Here is a 19633-nt window from a genome sequence, read left to right on the forward strand (position 1 = left end):
GGTCGGGGCACTCGTATCGTCCGAAATACGGGTTGCCCAACCCGTATTCTACCGACAAGAGACAGGTGACCATGTCCTCGCAGCACGATCGGATTCTCGTCACGGGCGCCACCGGCAAACAGGGCGGCGCGACAGCACGCACATTGCTCGCCGACGGCATCCCCGTCCGCGCCCTGGTGCGCGATCCGCATACCCCGGCCGCTCGCGCGCTGGCCGAACTCGGCGCCGAGTTGGCGATCGGCGATTTCGACGCACCGGACACCATCGCCGCCGCAGTGACCGATGTGCGCGCGGTATTCGGTGTGCCACCGGCCGCTTTCGGGCCGGATGGCTGGAATATCGAGGCGGAGGCGACCCGCGGCGAGGCGCTCGTCGCTGCCTCCCGCGCGGCGGGAGTCGAGCAGTTCGTCTTCACCGGCGTCGCCTCCTTCGCCCGTGACAAGCAATGGGGCAGCAACGGAAAACGCCGGATCGAACAGGCCGTCGCCGACAGCGGTATGCGCTACACCCTGCTGCGGCCGGTGCGATTCATGGAGAACTATCTGGCTCGGGGACTCCCGGTCGACGGCATCCACAACGGCGTGCACCGGCACCTGTTCCCCGCGGACTTCCCGGTCCAGATGATCGCCGTAGATGACATCGCCGCCGTCGCGGCCGTGGCCTTCGCCGATCCGGAGCGCCTGCACGGCCGGACCCTGGACCTGGCGGGCGATCAGCTCCCCATGCGGGTAGCCGCCGCGAAAATCAGCGAGGCCACCGGAATTCCGGTGCGCTACGAGGAGGTTCCCGAATCGGAGGCCGCCGAGCGAGGCCCGCAGATCCACACCGTCTGGCGGCTCACCCGCGAGGGCGACAGCTGGAACGCAGACATCCCCGCTCTCCGCGAAATCCACCCCGCTCTACGCACTTTCGACACCTGGCTCGCCGAAACCGGTACAGCCCAACTGAAATCCGTGCTCGCCGGTTAGCCCCAGGGGAATCCCCCGAACAGCTCCTGCACACAGGCGGTTCCCCGGCACAGCCGGAGTTCTCCGGCCGTGCCGCCGCCTGGCAGGCCTCCCGCGCCACACTCGGTGAGTTACGCTGTGCGCGAACATGATCAACTATGCACCCCGGGGGAATCAATGGCGCAGCCACAACCACATGCCGAGCTGAACTCGGCTGGACAGCAAGCCGAAGCGGCAGCGCGAGCGGGGCTCGGACAGCATCTGCGGACCTATCCCGCCCTCGCTTCCAGCGGCTCCAACGTGAAGGGACCGGCGACGGCGACGGCGATCTTCGTTGCCATAGCGATCGCGGCATTCATCGGCAAGCAGCCCGTGATGGGCAGCATCGCGGGCATCGCGGGTGTTCTGTGTGGCATCGGGGCAATCGTGGCACTGATGCGAGACTCGTCATGGCAGCGGACATTCCGAGGCGCACGACTCGACCTGTACAGCGACGGCGTGGTGGCCTTCATCGAGGCACGCGCACGAGTTGTCCGGTACGACTCGACCGGCGTCTTCCAGAAAGTCGTCCACTACGAGAGAACCGGCAGAACCAGCTACACATACACGCTGATCGATACGGCGGGGGAAAAGTTCGTCCTGCAGAACTCTTTCGTCGAGCCCAGCGCATGGGGCGCCACCATACAACGAGCCGTGACCGAGGCCCAGTATCCGCGCGCCCTGTCAGCCTTGGAGGCCGGAGAACGATTGACCTTCGGTCCTTGGTGGATCGATCGGCACGGGATCGGCCGGAACGACAAGGCACATCCCTGGGCCGACATCGAGCGGGTCAATGGAGCCGGCGGTGTCGCCAGTGTGTCGATCAAGGGAAAACTCATCGGATTGGGCCAGGCCGATGTCAGCAGCATCATGAACTACCCGCTGTTCGAATCCCTGTGCACACAACTGATAACCGCCCACGCAGCACCCGGGCAGCCGTAGTCCTCAGCCGTTGGCGCCCACCAGGTTCTCTCCCCGCAACCGCTGGGAGATGACCTGGGTGATGCCGTCGCCGCGCATGCTCACGCCGTAGAGGGCGTCGGCGATCTCCATGGTGGGCTTCTGGTGGGTGATGACGATCAGCTGGGATTTCTCGCGCAGCTGCTCGAACAGGCCGATCAGGCGGCGCAGGTTGGTGTCGTCGAGAGCCGCCTCGACCTCGTCCATGACGTAGAACGGGGAGGGGCGGGCGCGGAAGATGGCGACCAGAAGGGCGACCGCGGTCAGGGATTTCTCGCCGCCGGACAGCAGCGACAGACGCTTGACCTTCTTGCCCGGCGGACGCGCCTCCACCTCGATGCCGGTGGTGAGCATATCTGTCGGGTCGGTGAGCACCAGCCGTCCCTCGCCACCCGGGAACAGTTTGGCGAAGACGCCGACGAATTCCTGCTCCACGTCCTCCCACGCCTCGGTGAACACCTGCAGGATCCGCGCGTCCACCTCGGCGACCACGTCGAGCAGATCCTGACGTGCCTTGGTGACGTCGTCGAGCTGGGTGGACAGGAAGTTGTAGCGCTCCTCGAGCGCCGCGAACTCTTCCAGCGCAAGGGGATTCACCTTGCCGAGAGTGGTGAGGTCCTTCTCGGCGCGTTTGGCGCGGCGCTGCTGGGTGGCCCGGTCGTACGGCATCGGCTGGGGTTCGCTGACCGACTCGCCGCGCTCCTTGGCCTGCTCGTACTCCTGCCACTCCAGCGCCGAGGGCGGGGTGGGCACATCCGGGCCGTATTCGCCGATCAGCGCGTCCAGGGCCATGCCGAACTGTTCGCCGATGGTCGCTTCCAGCTGTTCGATGCGCAGGGCGGCCTCGGCGCGGGCGACCTCGTCGCGGTGCACCGCATCGGTCAGCTGGGTCAGCTGGGTGGTCAGCGCACGGGAGCGCTCCTTGATCTGGTCGACCTGCCCGGCGCATTCGGTGCGACGGCGCACGAGTTCGTCGCGTCGCGCGGAGGCTTCGGCGACAACGGATTCCAGCTCGGCGGCAACACGTTCCGCGGATTCGGCGACCACCGAGGCGACCGCGGCGGCCTGCCGACGCGCGGCCTGGGCCCGTTCGGCGCGCGCCCGGGTCTCGCGTTCGGAGCGGGCCGCGCGACGCAGTGAATCCGCTTTACCCCGAACCGATTCCGCGCGTTCCTCGGCAGTGCGCACGGACAGGCGCGCTTCCACCTCCATCGCACGGGCCTCGGCGAGTGCGGCGGCGGCCTCCTCGCGATGCAGGCCAGCGGTCTCGGTTCCCGCGTCGGAGTCCGAATCCAGGCCGGACTGTTCGGATTCCACGCGCCGCAGACGATCCTCCAGGTCGGCAAGTTTCTCGGAGTTCTCGTCGCGCGCGGTCTCGGCGTCGTCCCGCTGGGTCAGCAGGCGCTCGCATTCGCGCTGCGCATGCCGGGCCGCCTCACCCAACCGGCCCAGCCGGTCGTAGATCGCGACGAGCGCCTGATCGGATTCGTGCAGGGCCAGCAGCGCCTGATCGACGGACTCCTTGCGATCGGTCTGTTCGGCCAGCGCGCCCGACAACGCCGCCTCGAGTTCCTCGGCCCGGCGCTGCCAGGACGTGAGTTCCGCGGCGGCCGCGTCGATATCGGCCTGGATCTCCAGCTGACTGGGCGCGCGGTCCGACCCGCCGAGCAGCCAGCCCGAACCGGTCAGATCGCCGTCGCGGGTGACCACCCGCAATTCCGGTCGCGCGGAGAGCAGTTCGGCCGCGGCGGGCAGATCCTGCACGACTACGGTGCCCGCGGTCAACGCCACGACCGCGCCGCGCATATTTTCCGGGCAGTCCACCACGTCGATCAGCTGGCGCGCCCCGGCGGGCAACTCGGTCGGGGCCGAATTAGACAGTGCCGCACCGCCGTACACCACCGCGGCCCGGCCGCCGTCGGCCTCCTTCAACGCCCGCAGCGCCGCGTGTGCCGCGCCACCGGACTCGGCGGTGACCGCGTCCGCGAGCGGTCCCAGCGCGGCGGCGACCGCGGCCTCGAATCCGTTGTGCACCTGCAGAATTCCCGACAGCGGCCCGAGCAGACCGTCGGCCCGGTGCTCGACCAGCCAGGCCGCGCCGTCGCGGCGGGCCAGCCCCATGGTCAACGCCTCGATCCGGGCGCCGAGCGAGGCGACCTTCTTGCTCGCCTCCCGATCCCGCTCACGCAGTTCGGTGACGCGCTCGTCGGCCTGCGCGAGGGCCTGGGCGGCGTGCTCGTAGGCGGCGTCCAGCCCCTCCTCGCCCGCATCGAGCTCGCTCAATTCGCTTTGCACACGCTCGAATTCGTCCTCGGCCGCCTCGCCGCGGGCGCGCGCCTCGGTCAGCGAGGTCGACAGCCGGGCGATCTCACCCTCGGCGGACTGCGCCCGCGACCGCAGCGTGTCCACCTGCCCGGACAACCGCGCCAAACCCTCGCGACGATCGGCGATGGCGCGCACCGCGGCCAGATGCGCCTGTTCGGCGGCCTTGGCGGCCTGTTCGCGCTCGTGCAGCTGATCGCGGGCGGCCTCGAGCGTCTCGGCGGCGATCTCGACTGCCTCGAGCAGTTCGGCCTCCTGCGCCTCCACCCGCGCGGCCTCGGCCTCGAGCTGTTCGGGATCGCGCCCGGTGCCGGTGGGCTGCTCGATGGTCAGGTTGCGGGCGCGGTCGCGGGCGATGCGAATGGTCGCGTTGACCCGCTCCACCAGCGCCGAGAGCTGGAACCAGGTCTGCGCGGCGGCCTCCGCGCCCGGCGTCAGCCGGGAGAGCTGGAATTCCTGTTGTGCGAGTGCGGCATTCGCGGCATCGAGTTCGGCCTGCACGTTGATCTGCTGTTCGCGGGCGTACGCCTGTTTGCTCTGCTGACTCTCCAGATCGCGACGACGGGCGACCAGATCGTCGGCGGCCAGGCGCAGCCGCGCATCGCGCAGATCCGCCTGCACGGTGGCCGCACGCCGCGCCACCTCGGCCTGCCGGCCCAGCGGCTTGAGCTGGCGACGCAATTCGGTGGTCAGGTCGGTCAGCCGCGCCAGATTGGCCTGCATGGCCTCGAGCTTGCGGACCGCCTTCTCCTTGCGCTTGCGGTGTTTGAGCACACCGGCGGCCTCCTCGATGAAGGCGCGGCGATCCTCGGGACGCGATTCCAGGATCGCCGAGAGCTGCCCCTGCCCGACGATGACGTGCATTTCCCGGCCGATACCCGAGTCGCTCAGCAGTTCCTGCACATCCATCAGGCGACACGTGCTGCCGTTGATCTCGTACTCCCCCGCGCCGTCGCGGAACATGCGGCGGGTGATGGACACCTCGGAGTAGTCGATCGGCAGCGCGCCGTCGGAATTGTCGATGGTCAGCGTGACCTCGGCGCGGCCCAGTGGCGCGCGACCGGCGGTTCCGGCGAAGATGACGTCCTGCATCTTGCCCCCGCGCAGCGCCTTGGCGCCCTGCTCACCCATCACCCAGGTGAGCGCGTCGACCACATTCGACTTACCCGAGCCGTTGGGACCGACCACACAGGTGATCCCCGGCTCGAGGCGAAGTGTCGTCGCGGACGCGAAGGATTTGAACCCCTTCAGCGTCAGGCTCTTCAGGTGCACAGCACGCCAATCTACCTGCTGCCGTGAGATAGCCGCGGGTACGCCGGGCAGATGTGCTGCTCATCGACCCGACTCACCCGGCGAGGCCGCGCTTGTGGCAGCCGCGAGCCTCCCACCCGGTCAGCGCCCGGAACGCCAGCGCGACACCCCACGGCCCGATCACCCACATCGGCCACGGATAGGTGAACCGGCCCACCCCGAGACAGATCAGACCCCAGATGACCAGGCACAGCACACTCACGCCGAGCCAGGCCGCACCTTCGATGCGCTGCCAGATGGGGATGCGCGCACCCCGGTTCCCGGCTGCTCTGCCCCCGGGCCGCTCGGCCGCCAGATTCGGCAGATCGGCGAGTACGAGGTGCAGATCCTCGCGCGTCGCGGTGGCCCACACCTGCGCGACCCGCTGGTCGTATTCGGTCAGATCGATGCGTCCCGCGCCCAGGTGCCGGGCCAGCAGATCGGCGACCTGCTGTCGCTCGGCGTCGTCGGCGCGGGTTCCGGACGTGATGTCCATCAGCTGTCCCTCTCGGCGAGATCAATATTCCAAAGTGGAATGTTTGATATCAGGATCCTACCTCCACAGTGGAATGTCAATGGCGACTCGCTAAGTTAACGACCATTTGCGTTCGATGGCCAACAAATGAGAAGGTAGAGCTCCACTTATCGACCAAGGAGTTCTTCGTGGATCTGGACTTCTCACCCGCCGATCTGGCGTTTCGCGACGAGGTACGAGACTTCCTCGACGAGCATCTGACCCCCGAAATTCGCCGCGCCGGGCGCCTGGCTACGAGCGTGTACCCCGACCACGAGGCCAGCATGCAGTGGCAGCACATCCTGCACGCCCGCGGCTGGGCCGCCCCGGCCTGGCCGGTGGAGCACGGCGGGTGCCCGTGGAGCCTGACCCAGCACTACATCTTCGAGCGCGAGGCGACCCTCGCGGGCGCGCCGCTGCTCTCCCCCATGGGCATCCGGATGGTCTCGCACGCCATCGTCGCCTTCGGCACCGAGGAGCAGAAGAACTACTTCCTGCCCGGCATCCTGACCGGCGAGGTGTTCTTCTGCCAGGGCTACTCCGAGCCCGAGTCCGGTTCGGATCTGGCCTCGCTGAGCATGGCCGCGGTGTCCGACGGCGACGATCTGATCGTCACCGGCAGCAAGATCTGGACCACCCACGCCACCGAGGCGAACTGGATCTTCGCCCTGGTCCGCACCTCGAAGCTGGAGCGCAAACAGCAGGGCATCACCTTCCTGCTGATCGATATGAACACCCCCGGCATCCAGGTTCGCCCGCTGGTGATGACCTCCGGCGAGCAGGTGCAGAACCAGGTGTTCTTCGACGCGGTGCGGGTGCCCAAGGCCAACGTGCTCGGCCGCATCGACGACGGCTGGACCGTGGCCAAATATCTGCTCAACTTCGAGCGCGGCGGCGCGATGGGCCCGGCCCTGCAGGTGATGGCCGAATCCCTTGCCGCCCATGCGGTCTCCCAGCCCGGCCCGAACGGCGATGCGCTACTGGACGATCCGGCGTTCGCGGCCAAGCTGGCCGATATCCGCATTCGCGCGGACGTGCTGGAGATCCTGGAATACCGCACCATGTCGGCGATTTCGCGCGGTAAGGATCCGGGCCCGGCCGCATCGACGCTGAAGGTGCTGGGCACCGAACTGAGCCAGCAGCTCACCGAGCTGATCCTCGAGGCGGCCGGCCCGCGCGGACGTGCCTATCAGCCGCACGCGGCGATGCCCGGCGGTCCGGTGGCCGATTTCGTCCCGCCCGCCGACGGCTACCTCAGCGGCCAGGAGTGGCAGGCGGCCGCACCGCTGCGCTACTTCAACGACCGTGCCGGATCGATCTATGCCGGTAGCAATGAAATTCAGCGCAACATCATCGCCAAGGCCGGCCTGGGCCTGTGAAGGACGGGATCTGATCATGGACTTCGAATACACCGCAGAACAGCAGTTGCTGCGCGATACCGTCACCGAATTCCTGGCGGCGCGTTACGACCTGGAGAAGAGCCGTGCCGCGGCGCGGATCGGGATCGGCTGGCAGCCGGAGATCTGGCACGCCTTCGCCACCGAGGTCGGCATTCTCGGCGCGGCGCTGCCCGAACAGGTCGGCGGCTTCGACGGCGGACCGATCGAAACGCTCATCATCGCCGAGGCGTTCGGCGGCGCACTGGTCGTGGAACCCTATGTCGACACCGTCGTGGTCGGCGCGGGTCTGCTGCGGCGCGCGGGCGGGGCGCGCGCGGAGGAGTTGTTGCGCGGCATCGTCTCCGGCGAGGTGATCACCGCGCTGGCCGCCCTGGAAGCCGATTCGGGGTACAACCTCGCGAAGGTCTCGACCACCGCCCGCCGCGACGGCGACGACTGGATTCTCGACGGCGCCAAGACCGTCGTGACCAGCGCTCCGCTGGCCACCCACCTGCTGGTGACCGCGCGCACCCCCGATGCGGACGGTGTGTCGCTGTTCCTGGTGGAGGCCGGTGCGGCCGGGCTCACCCTGCACTCCTATCGCACCATCGACGAGCGTCGCGCGGCGGACATCATCCTGGACGGCGTGCGCGTTCCGGCCGACGCACTGCTGGGATCGGAAGGGGCAGCGGACGATTCGCTGGCCACCGCCGCCGACGAGGCGATCGCGGCGATCTCCGCCGAGGCGGTCGGCGCGATGCGCCGCGTGCTGGCCGACACGGTCGACTACGCCAAGCAGCGCCGTCAGTTCGGTGTGCCGATCGCGAGCTTCCAGGTGCTCCAGCACCGCATGGTCGATATGTACTTCGAACTCGAACAGGCCGTCGCCGCAACGTATCTGGTGACATTGAAGCTCGGCGCCCCGAAGCACGAGCGCGCCCGCGCCGCCGCGGCGGCCAAGGCCACGATCGGCCGCGCGGCCCGCTTCCTCGGACAGTCCGCGGTGCAGTTGCACGGCGCGATGGGAATGACCGAGGAACTCGCGATCGGTCATTTCTTCAAGCGGCTCACCGCGATTCAGTTCGAGTGGGGCACCACCGACCAGCACATCGCGCGCTACGCCGCGCTGACTCGCCCCTGAACCAGACCCCGCCGGGCTCAGGGCGGGGCTGAGGACGCCGGATCCGGCCCGCCCGCCGGATTCGGCGTCGGCGTCGTCATTGGCTAACGTCGGGGGATGCGATTGTCCGTGGGATGTGCGCAGTGGACGCATACCGCCTGGCAGGAGCAGCAGCCCGATCCGCGGGAACGTTTGCGCGGCTACGCCGGTTGGTGCACCGCCGTGGAGACCAACACCACCTTCTATGCGATTCCGGCGCGCAAGACCGTGGAATCCTGGGCGCGGCAGACTCCGGCCGAGTTCCGATTCGTGGTGAAACTGTCGAAGATCATCACCCACGAACGCCGGATGAGCGGCGCGGAGCACGAGCTGAACGCGTTCCTCACCGCGATCGAACCGCTCGGCCCCCGGGTGCACGCGCTGTGGGTGCAGCTACCGGCCTCGTTCGGGCCCACCGATCTCGGTGTGCTGGCCGGATTCCTGCGCCGGCTCCCCCGCGAGTACCGCAGCGCCGTGGAAGTCCGCCACCCTGCGTTCTTCACCGACGAGCAGGCCGCGGGACAACTGGAGTACGTGCTGAACCGCGTCGGCGCGGAATGGATACCCTTCGACACCACAACGCTTTTCGCCGCCCGCCCGATCACCGCGGGTGAACGCGAGGCGTGGGGCAAGAAGCCGCGCCTGCCCCGCCGCGATCGGGCGCTCACCCAGTTCCCGATCGTGCGGTACCACGGCCGCGACGACGCCGAGACCACCATCGCGGGCTGGCAGCGGTGGACCGAGGTGGTGGCCGATTGGCTCCGAGAAGGCCGCTCCCCCACAGTTTTCGTGCACACGCCCGACAACGCCGAGTCGCTGATCCTGGCCCGGCGCTTCCACGAGCAGATGCGCACGCTGGTACCCGAACTCGAACCGCTGCCCCGGCCGCCGGAGACCTCTCCGATGACGTTGTTCTGAATCTCAGGCGCGGCGAACATGGTGCCCCCGAACAGCCGAAAGCCCCGCTCGCCCGAGATATCCAGGGCGACGGGGCATTCGAGGGACGCGATCAGCGAACGGGATCGAAATCCCGTGCCGCGATGTATGTCGGCCGTGACGCCGGCGCGGAATACGGTGCCACGAGCTCGTTCTCGACGCTGTTGAACACCAGGAAGATGTTCGAGCGCGGGAACGGAGTGATGTTGCTGGCCGAACCGTGCATGATGTTCGAATCGAACAGCAACGCCGAGCCACGCGCACCGGTGAACTGGGCGATGCCGTACTTCTCGGCCATCTCGGTGATGTGCTCGTGCGAGGGCACACCGATCCACTGCTCCTGCAACGATTCCCGGTAATAGTCGGTCGGTGTGCTGCCTTGACACGGCACGAATGTGCGGTGCGAACCGGGCATCAGCATCAGACTGCCGTTGAACGGGTAGTTGTCGGTCAGTGCGATGGACAGGCTCACTGCCCGCGGCGCGGGCATCCCGTCCTCCGCATGCCAGGTCTCGAAGTCCGAATGCCAATAGAATCCGGTGCCCTCGAAACCCGGCATGTAGTTGACCCGGCTCTGGTGGATGTACACATCCGACCCCAGAACGTGCCGTGCCAGCTCGATGACCCGGGGATCGCGCACCAGATCGGCCACCATGGGGCTGATCCGGTGCACCTCGAAGATCGACCGCACGCGGTTCGACTTCTTCTCGACGATCACCCGTTCATCCAGTCGCAACTCCGGATCACTTGCGAGCCGGTCGATCTCGGCGGAAAAGTCCGCGACCTCGGCGGTCGTGAGCAGTTCGTCGATGATCGCGTACCCGTCCGATTCGAAGCTCGCCAACGATTCGAGCGCCCCCGACTCCGGCCCGCCCCACACCGCGGGGTCGAGCCGGTCCAGCACCGCCTGCGGCGACGGGGTCCGGGTCGGGTAGCGATCGATTCCATTGTCGGCCAACGTCATCCGGCAGATTCCTCCTTACAGATCCGGAACGGCCACCAACGGGTAGACACCGTTCTCGTCGTGCACCTCCTGGCCCGTTACCGGCGGGTTGAACACACACAGCATCCGCATCTTCGTACGGGTCTCGACGCGATGACGTTCGTGCCCGTTGAGCAGATACATGGTGCCGGGGGCCAAGTCGTAGGTCTTGTCGTTCGTGAGGTCGTGGAGCGTGCCCTCGCCCTCGACGAGCCAGACCGCTTCCACATGGTTCTGATAGTGGAACTCGTGCACGGTGCCGGCCTGGATCGTGGTCTCGTGGAACGAGAATCCGACCCGGTCACCGCCCAGGACGATGCGCTTGCTGCGCCACTGTTCCTGACCGACATCGCGGCTGGTACCGGTGATTTCAGCAGTGGTACGAACGATCATTTTCAGCGACCTTCCCGGATGGTGTGCACGGCGTCGGTGAGGATGCTCAAACCGTGAGAGAGCTCGTCATCGGTGATGGTCAGCGGCGGCAGCAGCTTGACCACCTGGTCCTCGGCGCCGGATGTTTCCACGATCAGCCCCTTCTCGAAGCCGATGCGGCAGACCTTACTCGCCTGGGACGCATCTTCGAAGACAAGTCCCTGGACCATGCCGCGACCGCGGGTGGAGATTCCCTTGTACTCGCTGCTGAGCGCCTCGAAGGACTTTCGGATCTGCTCGCCCTTCGCAAGGGTGCTCTCCTCGAGCTTTCGATCGCTCCAGAAGTGCTCCAGCGACACCTTCGCGGTCACGAAGGCCGGGTTGTTGCCGCGGAAGGTGCCGTTGTGCTCACCGGGCGCCCACTGGTCGAGCTCGGGACGCATCAGCACCAGCGCCATCGGCATGCCGTAACCGCTGATGGACTTGGACAGCGTCACGATGTCGGGGGTGATGCCCGCAGTCTCGAAGGAGAAGAACGGCCCGGTGCGTCCGCAGCCCATCTGCACGTCGTCGACGATGAGCAGGATGCCGCGCGCGGCGCACAGGTCGGCCAGCGCACGCAGCCATTCATGCCGCGCGACGTTCACGCCGCCCTCGCCCTGCACCGTCTCGACGATGACCGCGGCCGGCTTCTCCACGCCCGAGGAATTGTCGTCCAGCACGCGTTCCATCCAGGTGAAGTCCGCGCCCTCGACATAACCGTCGTACGGCATCGGATTCACATGCACCAGAGGCACTCCCGCGCCCGCGCGCTTGGCGGCGTTACCGGTCACCGACAGCGCGCCGAGGGTCATGCCGTGAAATGCGTTGGTGAAGTTGAGAATTGTGGTGCGGCCGGTGATCTTACGCGCCAGTTTCAGCGCGGACTCGACGGCGTTCGCGCCGGTGGGCCCGGGGAACTGCACCTTGTACTCCAAGCCGCGCGGGCTCAGCAGAACCTGCTCCATCGTCTCGAGCAGCTCACGCTTGGCAACGGTGGACATATCCAGTCCGTGCGTAATTCCATCACGCGCGATGTAATCCAGCAGCGCCGATTTGAGGACCGGGTTGTTGTGCCCGTAGTTCAGCGCGCCCGCGCCCGCGAAGAAGTCCAGATAATCCCGGCCACTCGCGTCGCGCAGCCACGCGCCCTGAGCGGTGTCGAACAATGTCGGCCACGCCCGGCAGTATCCGCGAACGTTCGATTCCATCGACTCGAAAATTGTCAGTTCGGCGGTGGTCATCGGTGATCCTCCGTGATGTGATCGCCACTGTGTTGCAGCGGCGAGATCCGGTACAGGTCTTCGGGTTCATGCCCGTCCGGAAAGTCTTCGGGTGCGAACAACGACTCGCGGCTCATTTCCGCGCCGCGTCGGCGCGCAAGTGAGGCGAACATCGCCACTGATGCCTCGTTGTCCGGGGAGACCGTTGTCTCCAGTGTCGAAATACCTTGTTCTGCTGCAGCATTGACCAGGTGGTCGAGCATTGCCACGCCTACTCCGCGTCCGCGGAAGGCGTGGTTCACCGCCACCTGCCAAACAAAAACCACCTCCGGTGCTTCAGGACGCAGATATCCGGTGACGAAACCCGCGATGTCGCCGTCGATTTCGGCAACAACCGATGTGGATCCGAAGTCCCGGCACCACAGGAGATACGCATAGCTCGAATTGGCGTCCAGCACTTGGGAATCCACTGCGATCTGCCACATCGCGGCACCGTCGCCGATTCGCGGGGAACGAATCACCACCGGGGAATCGGCGGGGGCTCGGTGGCTGCTGCCATCATCGGAATGCGAGGAACTCAAAGTGGTGCTCCGCGTTCGTGTCTGCATCACCTCTATAGGCTTCCCATCCAACTTTGAGGGAACCCGGTCCGTTACTTTACGGTCGTGTTACAGGTTTGTTTTCAGTGAGTTTCGTCACTTAACGGCATAGTGACGACGAAGCGCGCGCCACCGCCCGGCCGATCACTGCAAACGACGTTTCCGCCATGCGCAGCAATGGTTTCCGCAACCAGCGCCAAACCGATCCCGGTTCCGCTTCCCGAGCGGCGGGTTCGGCGAACCGTGACGAAACGATCGAATATGCGTTCACGATCCTCCGGCGCGACACCCGGCCCGGCGTCGTCGACCGTAATGACAACGTCATCTCCCGCCGGTCCCGCGGTGATCGCGACCGCGCCACCGCCGTGCCGTTCGGCATTCTCCAGCAGATTCGCCAGAGCGCGTTCGAGTTCGATTTTGCGGCCGATGACGGTGGCATCGGCCGAGACGGTCAATAAATCGGGTTGATAGTGCAACTCCTTCAGAGTGTGGGTCAGCAATTCGCGCACCGATAACGGTTCGGCGTCCGCGCGGTGGATCCGCGCCTCGGCGCGAGCCAGCGCCAGCAGGTCGTCCAGCAACCTGCGCAGATGATCGAGTTCGGCCCGCACCAGCCCCAGCGCCCGGCGGGAGCGCTCGGGCAACTCGTCCTCGTGCCGGACCATCACCCCGACGCTGGTGGTCAGCGTGGTCAACGGGGTGCGCAGTTCGTGGCTGACGTCGCCGACCAGCCGATGTTCGCGATCGATGCGACGTTGCAGCGAATCCACCATGGCGTTGAAGGCGTCCACCGTCGGCGCGAGGTCGGGATCGTCGGTATCGGGCAGGCGGGTGCCCAGCTCACCCGAGGCGATCTTGGCCGCGGTGCGGGTGACCCGCTGCAACGGCTCGAGCAACCGGCGGCTCAGCCACAATCCGACGATCGCGCCGATCGCGGTGCCGAACACCGCGCAGGCGATCAACGTCATCCACACGCCGCGGTCCACCACCGTCACCGCGACCGCCAACACCGAGGAGACCAGGCCCGCGGTCAGCGCGAAGGCGATGACCGCGCGTCCGCGCAGACTCTGGCGACGCGGTAGGACCCGCCGACGACGCGGCGGCAGTTCGGCAGTGGTTCGGGTCAGCTCAGCGCTGCACATCGAGTCGGTAGCCGAGCCCGCGCACGGTCACCACGATGACGGGATCGGACGGATCGCGCTCGATCTTGGTGCGCAACCGGCGCACATGCACGTCCACAATCCGCTCGTCACCGAAAAACCCGCGGTCCCAGACCCTTTCGAGCAGGACGCTGCGCGAGAGCACCCGGCCCGGGGTCTCGGCCAGCTCGCACAGCAACCGGAATTCGGTGAGGGTGAGATGCAACTCCTCCTCGCCGCGGCGCACGGTGCCGGCCTCGGGCGAGAGGACCAGCGGAACCTCGGGATCCGAATCGAGCACCAGTTCCTGGGGAGCCTGCGGCTCGACCATCTGATTCGCCCGCCGTCGCAGCGCCCGCATCCGGGCGGTGATCTCCTTGATCTCGAAGGGCTTGGTCACGAAATCGTCGGCGCCGGCCTCCAGGGCGGCCACCACATCGTGGGTATCGTCACGCGCGCTGACCACTATGATCGGCACGTCGTGGTCCCGGCGGATCTCCCGGATACAGGTGAATCCGTCCATGTTGCCGAGCATCAGATCGACGATCATCACATCGGGCGCACCGTTGTCGCGTAGATGTTCGAGGGCGTCCTCGGCCTCCTCGGCCTCGGCTACGTCGTAGCCCTCGTCCTCCATGGCCAGTCGCAGTGCGTCGCGGACCCGGTCGTCGTCCTCCACGATCATCAGGTTCGCTGTCATATTCCAATCCCTGCTAGCACGCGGCGAGGGCGCCCTCGGGCACGGCATCCTCTTCGGGCAACGGTCATCTGAATACCCACGACCACGCTGAAGTAAACGTAGGGCAATCGGGCCGAGGGCATCAACCGGCCGGTCGGGATGAACCCGGTCGGCGAAACCGTTATCGGCCTGTTACATTGGCGTTTGCCACCGAACGAACACGACGTGATTAATGCCACAGTGGGTCACAGTCACGACGTGGGAGGACCGAATCGACCGACACTCCAGCCCCGTGTCACCGAGCGTGCGCTCAAAGATAACGGGGTACCCCACAACTGCACCCGGAAACATTCGGCAATCACCGCGATGTGCCGCCGCTCTCGCGCGCCCCGTAAGCTGGTTCGCGAACAGTTCGGCGACGGTGCGCAGCGGGGGCGAAGGCCCGGCGCGCGCACGGGCAAGCGCAGGAGACACACCATGTCAGGTCGCCCAGTATGGAGCGACAGCCTCACAGGCGTGCGGTACCAGGGCGGGGCTCGTAGCAAACTCATCCGATTCGGCATGGGCAAGGGCGGTGTCGCGCTGTGCCTTGCGCTGACGGCAGCACTGCTTGCCGGGTGCTCGTCCTCGGGGAGTTCGTCCTCCAACGGGAGTCCGGCGTCCAGTGCGCCCGCGGCCAAGATCTCGGTGACCCCGGGTGGCGGCGACAAGGTCGACCCGCTGGGCAAGATCGAGGTCAGCACCTCACAGGGGCAGCTGACCTCGGTCACGATGACCAACGAGGACGGCAAGCAGATCGACGGGATCTACACCCCGGACAAGACGGCGTGGAAGCCCTCGGAGCCGCTGGGCTACAACCACACCTATTCGGTGGCCGCCCAGGGCGTCACGGTGACCGGTCCGATCCCCGCGGCCAAGACCTCGTTCACCACGCTCACCCCGAGCAATCAGACCAAGGCGTATCTGACCACCACCGGTGGCAAGGAGATCGACGGCGGGACCTACGGCGTCGGGACGGTCATCGTCGCGCACTTCGACGAGTCGATCCCGGACAAGGTCGCCGCGGAGAAGAAGCTGTCGGTCACGACCAACCCGCCGGTGCAGGGCTCCTGGTACTGGCTCGACGACCGCAACGCGCACTGGCGGCCCGAGAAGTACTGGGCGCCGGGCACCAAGGTGACGGTGCAGGCCAACATCTTCGGCGCGCAACTGGGCGACGGGCTGTACGGACAGGAGAACTCCAAGGCCGCCTTCACCATCGGCCCCTCGCACGTGTCGATCGCCGACGACAACACCCACCAGGTGCAGGTCTTCGAGAACGGCAAGCTGATCCGCACCATGCCGACCTCGATGGGTATGGGCGGCACACAGGTGGTCGACGGTAAGACCATCTACTTCTGGACCATGCCCGGCAACTACACGGTGATGGGCAGAGGCAATCCGGTGACCATGGACTCCTCCACCTTCGGGCTGCCGGTCAACTCCCGGCTCGGCTACAAGGAGGAGATCAACTGGGCCACCCAGATCAGCGCCGACGGGATCTACCTGCACCAGCTGGACTCGACCGTCTCGGCCCAGGGGGTCCGGAACACCTCGCACGGCTGTCTGAACCTCAACCAAACCAACGCGCAGTGGTTCTACAACTACTCCGTCCTGGGCGACGTGGTCGAGGTGCACAACACCGGTGGCCCCGCGCTGCAGGTGTGGGACAACGGCGACTGGACCCTGCCGTGGAACCAGTGGCTGCAGGGCAGCGCACTGAGCAAGTAGTTCGTGCCACGAAGTAGCCGGGCCGCCTTCATCATTCGATGAGGGCGGCCCGGCTGCTTCGGGTGAGTTCTCAGCCCCGGAAGGGGTATTTTCCGTCCAGGTCCAGGTTGAGCTGCAGGACGTTGACCCGGGGTTCGCCCAGGAAGCCGAGATCACGGCCCTGAGTGTGCGCCGCGACCAGGGTTCGCACCTGATCCTGGGAGATACCGCGGGCCTTGGCCACGCGCGCGACCTGGATGTTCGCGTAGGCCGGGGAGATGTTCGGGTCCAGGCCCGAGGCCGAGGCGGTGACCGCGTCGGTGGGAACGGGGGTCTCGGCCGTCGCAGTGCCCCGGATCGGCACGATCTGCCCGGCCGAGTAGTCCTGCCCCGCCTTGGCCGGTTGCACCGCGACACCCTCGTAGAACGCCAGGAACGGGATTTTCGTGCTGCGCGAATCCTCGTTCACGCTGATCACCGCGGTCGGATCGATCACGGTTCCGTGTGAATCGCGCGGGCCCATCACCGCCAGCACCGCACCGACGCCGCCGGAGGTGCAGAACGGGCGAGCACCGTCCACGCCCTCCAACGCGCCCACGGCTTGACTGCGCGAGCACACGGTGGACAGCAACGACAGCTTGTTCTGCTTCGGATCCTTCGGGTCCAGGGTGTCCACGATGCTCTCCGGGCCCATATTGCCGAAGGTGGAACTGGCCGGGTCGTAGCCGTCCGGAATGGCGCTCGCGCCGGTGGCCGGATCGGCCGCGGGCGCGGCGTTGGACGGACGGGTCTGGAAGTACTGCACCTTCGCTGCGCCCTTGCCATCGGTGAACGCCTGGCCGATCAGGCTGCTGCCCACCACCTTTCCGTTCTGCTCGACCAGCGAGCCCTCCGCCCTGTCGTGCAGGCCGGGCAGCTGGGCGACCACGAAAACCAGTAGCGGATAGGCGATTCCGAGAATCACCGTCATGACCAGCAACGCGCGTAGCGCCGCGAGATGCTGTCTGATCCAGGTCGATATACGCATTAGGACATCCCGGGGAAGAATTGGATGATCAGGTCGATCACCTTGATGCCGATGAACGGGGCGATGATGCCGCCCAGGCCGTAGAGGGAAAGGTTGCGGCTCAACAACTTCGACGCACTGGACGGCCGGTAGTTCACCCCGCGCAGCGCCAGCGGGATCAGCGCGACGATGACCAGCGCGTTGAAGATGACCGCGGACAGGATCGCGGACTGCGGGCTGTGCAGGCGCATGATGTTGAGCACGTCCAGACCCGGGAACAGCGAGACGAACATCGCCGGGATGATCGCGAAGTACTTGGCGATGTCGTTCGCGATCGAGAACGTGGTGAGCGCACCGCGCGTGATCAGCAACTGCTTACCGATCTCGACGATCTCGATCAGCTTGGTCGGATCCGAATCCAGATCGACCATGTTCCCGGCTTCCTTGGCCGCCGAGGTGCCGGTGTTCATGGCGACGCCGACGTCGGCCTGGGCCAGTGCGGGCGCGTCGTTGGTGCCGTCACCGGTCATGGCGACCATCCGGCCGCCCTCCTGCTCCCGCCGGATCAGCGCGAGTTTGTCCTCGGGGGTGGCCTCGGCGAGGAAGTCGTCCACCCCGGCCTCGTCGGCGATCGCCTTGGCGGTCAAGGGATTGTCGCCGGTGATCATGACCGTGCGGATGCCCATCCGGCGCATCTCGTCGAAACGTTCGCGCATGCCCTGTTTGACGACGTCCTTGAGGTGGATGACGCCGAGCAGCCGCGCCGCACCGTCCCGCACCTCACCCACGACCAGGGGCGTGCCGCCGGAGGCGGAGATGCCGTCGACGGTCTGCCCCAATTCGGGCGGAATCCGCCCGCCCTGCGAACGCACCCATTCAGTGACCGCGCTGGCCGCACCCTTGCGCAGTTGATGTCCATCGGACAGGTCCACCCCCGACATGCGGGTCTGCGCGGTGAACTCCACCCAGGTCGCACCGGTCAGCTCACCGGCGGTGCGTTCGCGTTTGCCGAACGCCTCCTTGGCGTACACCACGATCGAGCGCCCCTCGGGCGTCTCGTCCGCGAGACTGGAAAGCTGTGCGGCATCGGCCAATTCGTCCGCGGACAGACCCGGCATCGGCACGAAGTCCGACGCCTGGCGATTGCCGAGGGTGATGGTGCCGGTCTTGTCCAGCAGCAGGGTGTTCACATCGCCCGCGGCCTCGACCGCACGTCCGGACATGGCCAGCACGTTGCGCTGCACGAGGCGGTCCATCCCGGCGATGCCGATGGCCGACAGCAGTGCGCCGATCGTCGTCGGGATCAGGCACACCAGCAGGGAGACCATGACGATTCCGGTGACGCCGTCGGCATCGAGCGTCTGATTGTCCGCGACGCCGGGATTGTTCGCCTTCGAGAAGATCGCCAGCGGCTGCAGCGTCGCGACCGCGAAGACGAAGATGATCGTCAGCGCGGCCAGCAGGATGTTCAGTGCGATCTCGTTCGGTGTCTTCTGCCTGCTCGCACCCTCGACCAGCGCGATCATCTTGTCGATGAACGAGCCGCCCGGTTCCTGGGTGATCCGCACGACGATCCGGTCCGAGAGCACCGTGGTGCCGCCGGTCACCGCGGAACGATCGCCGCCGGATTCCCGGATCACCGGTGCGGATTCACCGGTGATGGCCGATTCGTCCACGGACGCGATGCCTTCCACGACATCGCCGTCACCCGGAATGACCTGACCGGCCTCGACCACGACATGATCGCCGCGCTGCAGTTCCGGCGCCGGGACGCTCTCCTCGACCACCCGGCCGCCCGGTGACCAGTTCACCAGCCGCCGGGCGACGGTGTCGGTCTTGGCTTTTCGCAACGTGTCGGCCTGCGCCTTGCCTCGCCCTTCGGCGACCGCCTCGGCAAGGTTGGCGAAAAGCACTGTGAGCCACAGCCATACGACGATCGCCCAGGCGAAGAACGTCGGGTGGACCAGGGCCAGCACCGTGGTCCAGACCGCGCCGATCTCGACGATCAGCATCACCGGATTTCGCCACAGCGTGCGCGGATCCAGTTTGCGCAACGCGTCCGGCAGCGACTTCAGCAGCATCTTCGGATCGAACAGGCCGCCGGAAACCCGCCCCTTGTGCTCCGGGTCTGACTGCTTTTCCGGCGCGGTGCTCTTGTCAATGGTTGGAGTGGTCATCAGGTGTTTGGCGCGGATACCCTCTCGTTCAGGAGGAGAGGATGCGCCTTCTCCTAATCGTGTCAGTGGTGACGGTTAAGATGTTGGGGCATGGATGAGCTGCTAAGGCGATTCCGGTTGTG

The 19633-nt window shown here is 66.7% G+C and carries 16 protein-coding genes; 6 read left to right on the top strand and 10 right to left on the bottom strand.

Going from position 1 to position 19633, the window contains the following annotated elements; genetic code table 11:
• The first annotated feature begins 71 nt into the window (after positions 1-71).
• Both K7711_RS07085 and K7711_RS07090 read left to right on the top strand, forming a co-directional pair.
• Positions 72-968: an NmrA family NAD(P)-binding protein gene (locus K7711_RS07085; protein ID WP_222966795.1), complete on the top strand. Its 897-nt coding sequence runs from the start codon at positions 72-74 to the stop codon at positions 966-968.
• A 156-nt stretch (positions 969-1124) separates the two neighbouring features.
• Complete coding sequence (locus tag K7711_RS07090; RefSeq protein ID WP_222965872.1) at positions 1125-1928, top strand: DUF6585 family protein; 804 nt, start codon at positions 1125-1127, stop codon at positions 1926-1928.
• A gap of 3 nt (positions 1929-1931) precedes the next feature.
• Here the strand turns inward: K7711_RS07090 and smc are convergent, their stop codons facing one another.
• A complete protein-coding gene (gene smc, locus K7711_RS07095) occupies positions 1932-5540 on the bottom strand; it encodes a chromosome segregation protein SMC (protein ID WP_222965874.1) in 3609 nt (1202 codons plus the stop codon).
• A gap of 73 nt (positions 5541-5613) precedes the next feature.
• Positions 5614-6054 (bottom strand): DUF1707 SHOCT-like domain-containing protein, encoded by a 441-nt coding sequence (locus tag K7711_RS07100; RefSeq protein ID WP_222965876.1) that lies wholly within the window; start codon positions 6052-6054, stop codon positions 5614-5616.
• A 167-nt stretch (positions 6055-6221) separates the two neighbouring features.
• Between K7711_RS07100 and K7711_RS07105 the strand changes: the two genes are divergently transcribed.
• From K7711_RS07105 to K7711_RS07115, 3 genes are all read left to right on the top strand, one after another.
• Positions 6222-7451: an acyl-CoA dehydrogenase family protein gene (locus K7711_RS07105; protein WP_222965878.1), complete on the top strand. Its 1230-nt coding sequence runs from the start codon at positions 6222-6224 to the stop codon at positions 7449-7451.
• 16 nt (positions 7452-7467) lie between these two features.
• On the top strand, positions 7468-8592 hold the full coding sequence (locus K7711_RS07110) for an acyl-CoA dehydrogenase family protein (protein ID WP_222965880.1): 1125 nt from the start codon (positions 7468-7470) through the stop codon (positions 8590-8592).
• Positions 8593-8688: 96 nt separating this feature from the next.
• Positions 8689-9528 carry a DUF72 domain-containing protein gene (locus K7711_RS07115; protein WP_222965882.1) on the top strand — a complete coding sequence of 280 codons (840 nt, stop codon included), beginning with the start codon at positions 8689-8691 and terminating at the stop codon, positions 9526-9528.
• 91 nt (positions 9529-9619) lie between these two features.
• Here K7711_RS07115 and thpD read toward each other — a convergent pair whose 3' ends face one another.
• From thpD to K7711_RS07145, 6 genes are all read right to left on the bottom strand, one after another.
• Positions 9620-10510, bottom strand: coding sequence for an ectoine hydroxylase (thpD, locus tag K7711_RS07120; RefSeq protein WP_222965884.1), 891 nt, complete (start codon positions 10508-10510; stop codon positions 9620-9622).
• Between the two features lie 15 nt (positions 10511-10525).
• Positions 10526-10921 carry an ectoine synthase gene (locus K7711_RS07125; RefSeq protein WP_222965886.1) on the bottom strand — a complete coding sequence of 132 codons (396 nt, stop codon included), beginning with the start codon at positions 10919-10921 and terminating at the stop codon, positions 10526-10528.
• A 2-nt stretch (positions 10922-10923) separates the two neighbouring features.
• Entirely contained in the window at positions 10924-12183 is a 1260-nt protein-coding gene (gene ectB, locus K7711_RS07130) for a diaminobutyrate--2-oxoglutarate transaminase (protein WP_040826274.1), read from the bottom strand.
• Positions 12180-12770: a diaminobutyrate acetyltransferase gene (ectA, locus tag K7711_RS07135; RefSeq protein WP_222966797.1), complete on the bottom strand. Its 591-nt coding sequence runs from the start codon at positions 12768-12770 to the stop codon at positions 12180-12182. The genes ectB and ectA overlap by 4 nt, the downstream gene beginning before the upstream one ends.
• 74 nt (positions 12771-12844) lie before the next feature.
• Positions 12845-13903: a HAMP domain-containing sensor histidine kinase gene (locus K7711_RS07140; RefSeq protein WP_222965888.1), complete on the bottom strand. Its 1059-nt coding sequence runs from the start codon at positions 13901-13903 to the stop codon at positions 12845-12847.
• A complete protein-coding gene (locus K7711_RS07145) occupies positions 13890-14600 on the bottom strand; it encodes a response regulator transcription factor (RefSeq protein ID WP_222965890.1) in 711 nt (236 codons plus the stop codon). The genes K7711_RS07140 and K7711_RS07145 overlap by 14 nt, the downstream gene beginning before the upstream one ends.
• A gap of 540 nt (positions 14601-15140) precedes the next feature.
• On the opposite strand from K7711_RS07145, the gene K7711_RS07150 reads away from it, so the two are divergent.
• Positions 15141-16349, top strand: a complete 1209-nt coding sequence (locus K7711_RS07150; protein ID WP_222966799.1) for a L,D-transpeptidase — start codon at positions 15141-15143, stop codon at positions 16347-16349.
• 70 nt (positions 16350-16419) lie between these two features.
• Here the strand turns inward: K7711_RS07150 and K7711_RS07155 are convergent, their stop codons facing one another.
• Positions 16420-17355, bottom strand: a complete 936-nt coding sequence (locus K7711_RS07155) for a potassium-transporting ATPase subunit C (RefSeq protein WP_222965892.1) — start codon at positions 17353-17355, stop codon at positions 16420-16422.
• Entirely contained in the window at positions 17355-19511 is a 2157-nt protein-coding gene (kdpB, locus tag K7711_RS07160) for a potassium-transporting ATPase subunit KdpB (RefSeq protein ID WP_222965894.1), read from the bottom strand. Before kdpB ends, K7711_RS07155 begins: the two co-directional genes overlap by 1 nt.
• Positions 19512-19633: the final 122 nt, after the last annotated feature.

Source organism: Nocardia coffeae (assembly GCF_019890715.1).
GTDB classification, from domain to species: domain Bacteria; phylum Actinomycetota; class Actinomycetes; order Mycobacteriales; family Mycobacteriaceae; genus Nocardia; species Nocardia jiangxiensis.

Excerpts from the sequence above, each read along its gene's own strand:
- K7711_RS07085 (WP_222966795.1), top strand. The coding sequence starts at position 72 with ATGTCCTCGCAGCACGATCGGATTCTCGTCACGGGCGCCACCGGCAAA.
- K7711_RS07090 (WP_222965872.1), top strand. The coding sequence starts at position 1,125 with ATGGCGCAGCCACAACCACATGCCGAGCTGAACTCGGCTGGACAGCAA.
- K7711_RS07100 (WP_222965876.1), bottom strand. The coding sequence starts at position 6,054 with ATGGACATCACGTCCGGAACCCGCGCCGACGACGCCGAGCGACAGCAG.
- K7711_RS07110 (WP_222965880.1), top strand. The coding sequence starts at position 7,468 with ATGGACTTCGAATACACCGCAGAACAGCAGTTGCTGCGCGATACCGTC.
- K7711_RS07115 (WP_222965882.1), top strand. The coding sequence starts at position 8,689 with ATGCGATTGTCCGTGGGATGTGCGCAGTGGACGCATACCGCCTGGCAG.
- thpD (WP_222965884.1), bottom strand. The coding sequence starts at position 10,510 with ATGACGTTGGCCGACAATGGAATCGATCGCTACCCGACCCGGACCCCG.
- K7711_RS07125 (WP_222965886.1), bottom strand. The coding sequence starts at position 10,921 with ATGATCGTTCGTACCACTGCTGAAATCACCGGTACCAGCCGCGATGTC.
- ectB (WP_040826274.1), bottom strand. The coding sequence starts at position 12,183 with ATGACCACCGCCGAACTGACAATTTTCGAGTCGATGGAATCGAACGTT.
- ectA (WP_222966797.1), bottom strand. The coding sequence starts at position 12,770 with ATGCAGACACGAACGCGGAGCACCACTTTGAGTTCCTCGCATTCCGAT.
- K7711_RS07140 (WP_222965888.1), bottom strand. The coding sequence starts at position 13,903 with ATGTGCAGCGCTGAGCTGACCCGAACCACTGCCGAACTGCCGCCGCGT.
- K7711_RS07145 (WP_222965890.1), bottom strand. The coding sequence starts at position 14,600 with ATGACAGCGAACCTGATGATCGTGGAGGACGACGACCGGGTCCGCGAC.
- K7711_RS07150 (WP_222966799.1), top strand. The coding sequence starts at position 15,141 with ATGGGCAAGGGCGGTGTCGCGCTGTGCCTTGCGCTGACGGCAGCACTG.
- K7711_RS07155 (WP_222965892.1), bottom strand. The coding sequence starts at position 17,355 with ATGCGTATATCGACCTGGATCAGACAGCATCTCGCGGCGCTACGCGCG.
- kdpB (WP_222965894.1), bottom strand. The coding sequence starts at position 19,511 with ATGACCACTCCAACCATTGACAAGAGCACCGCGCCGGAAAAGCAGTCA.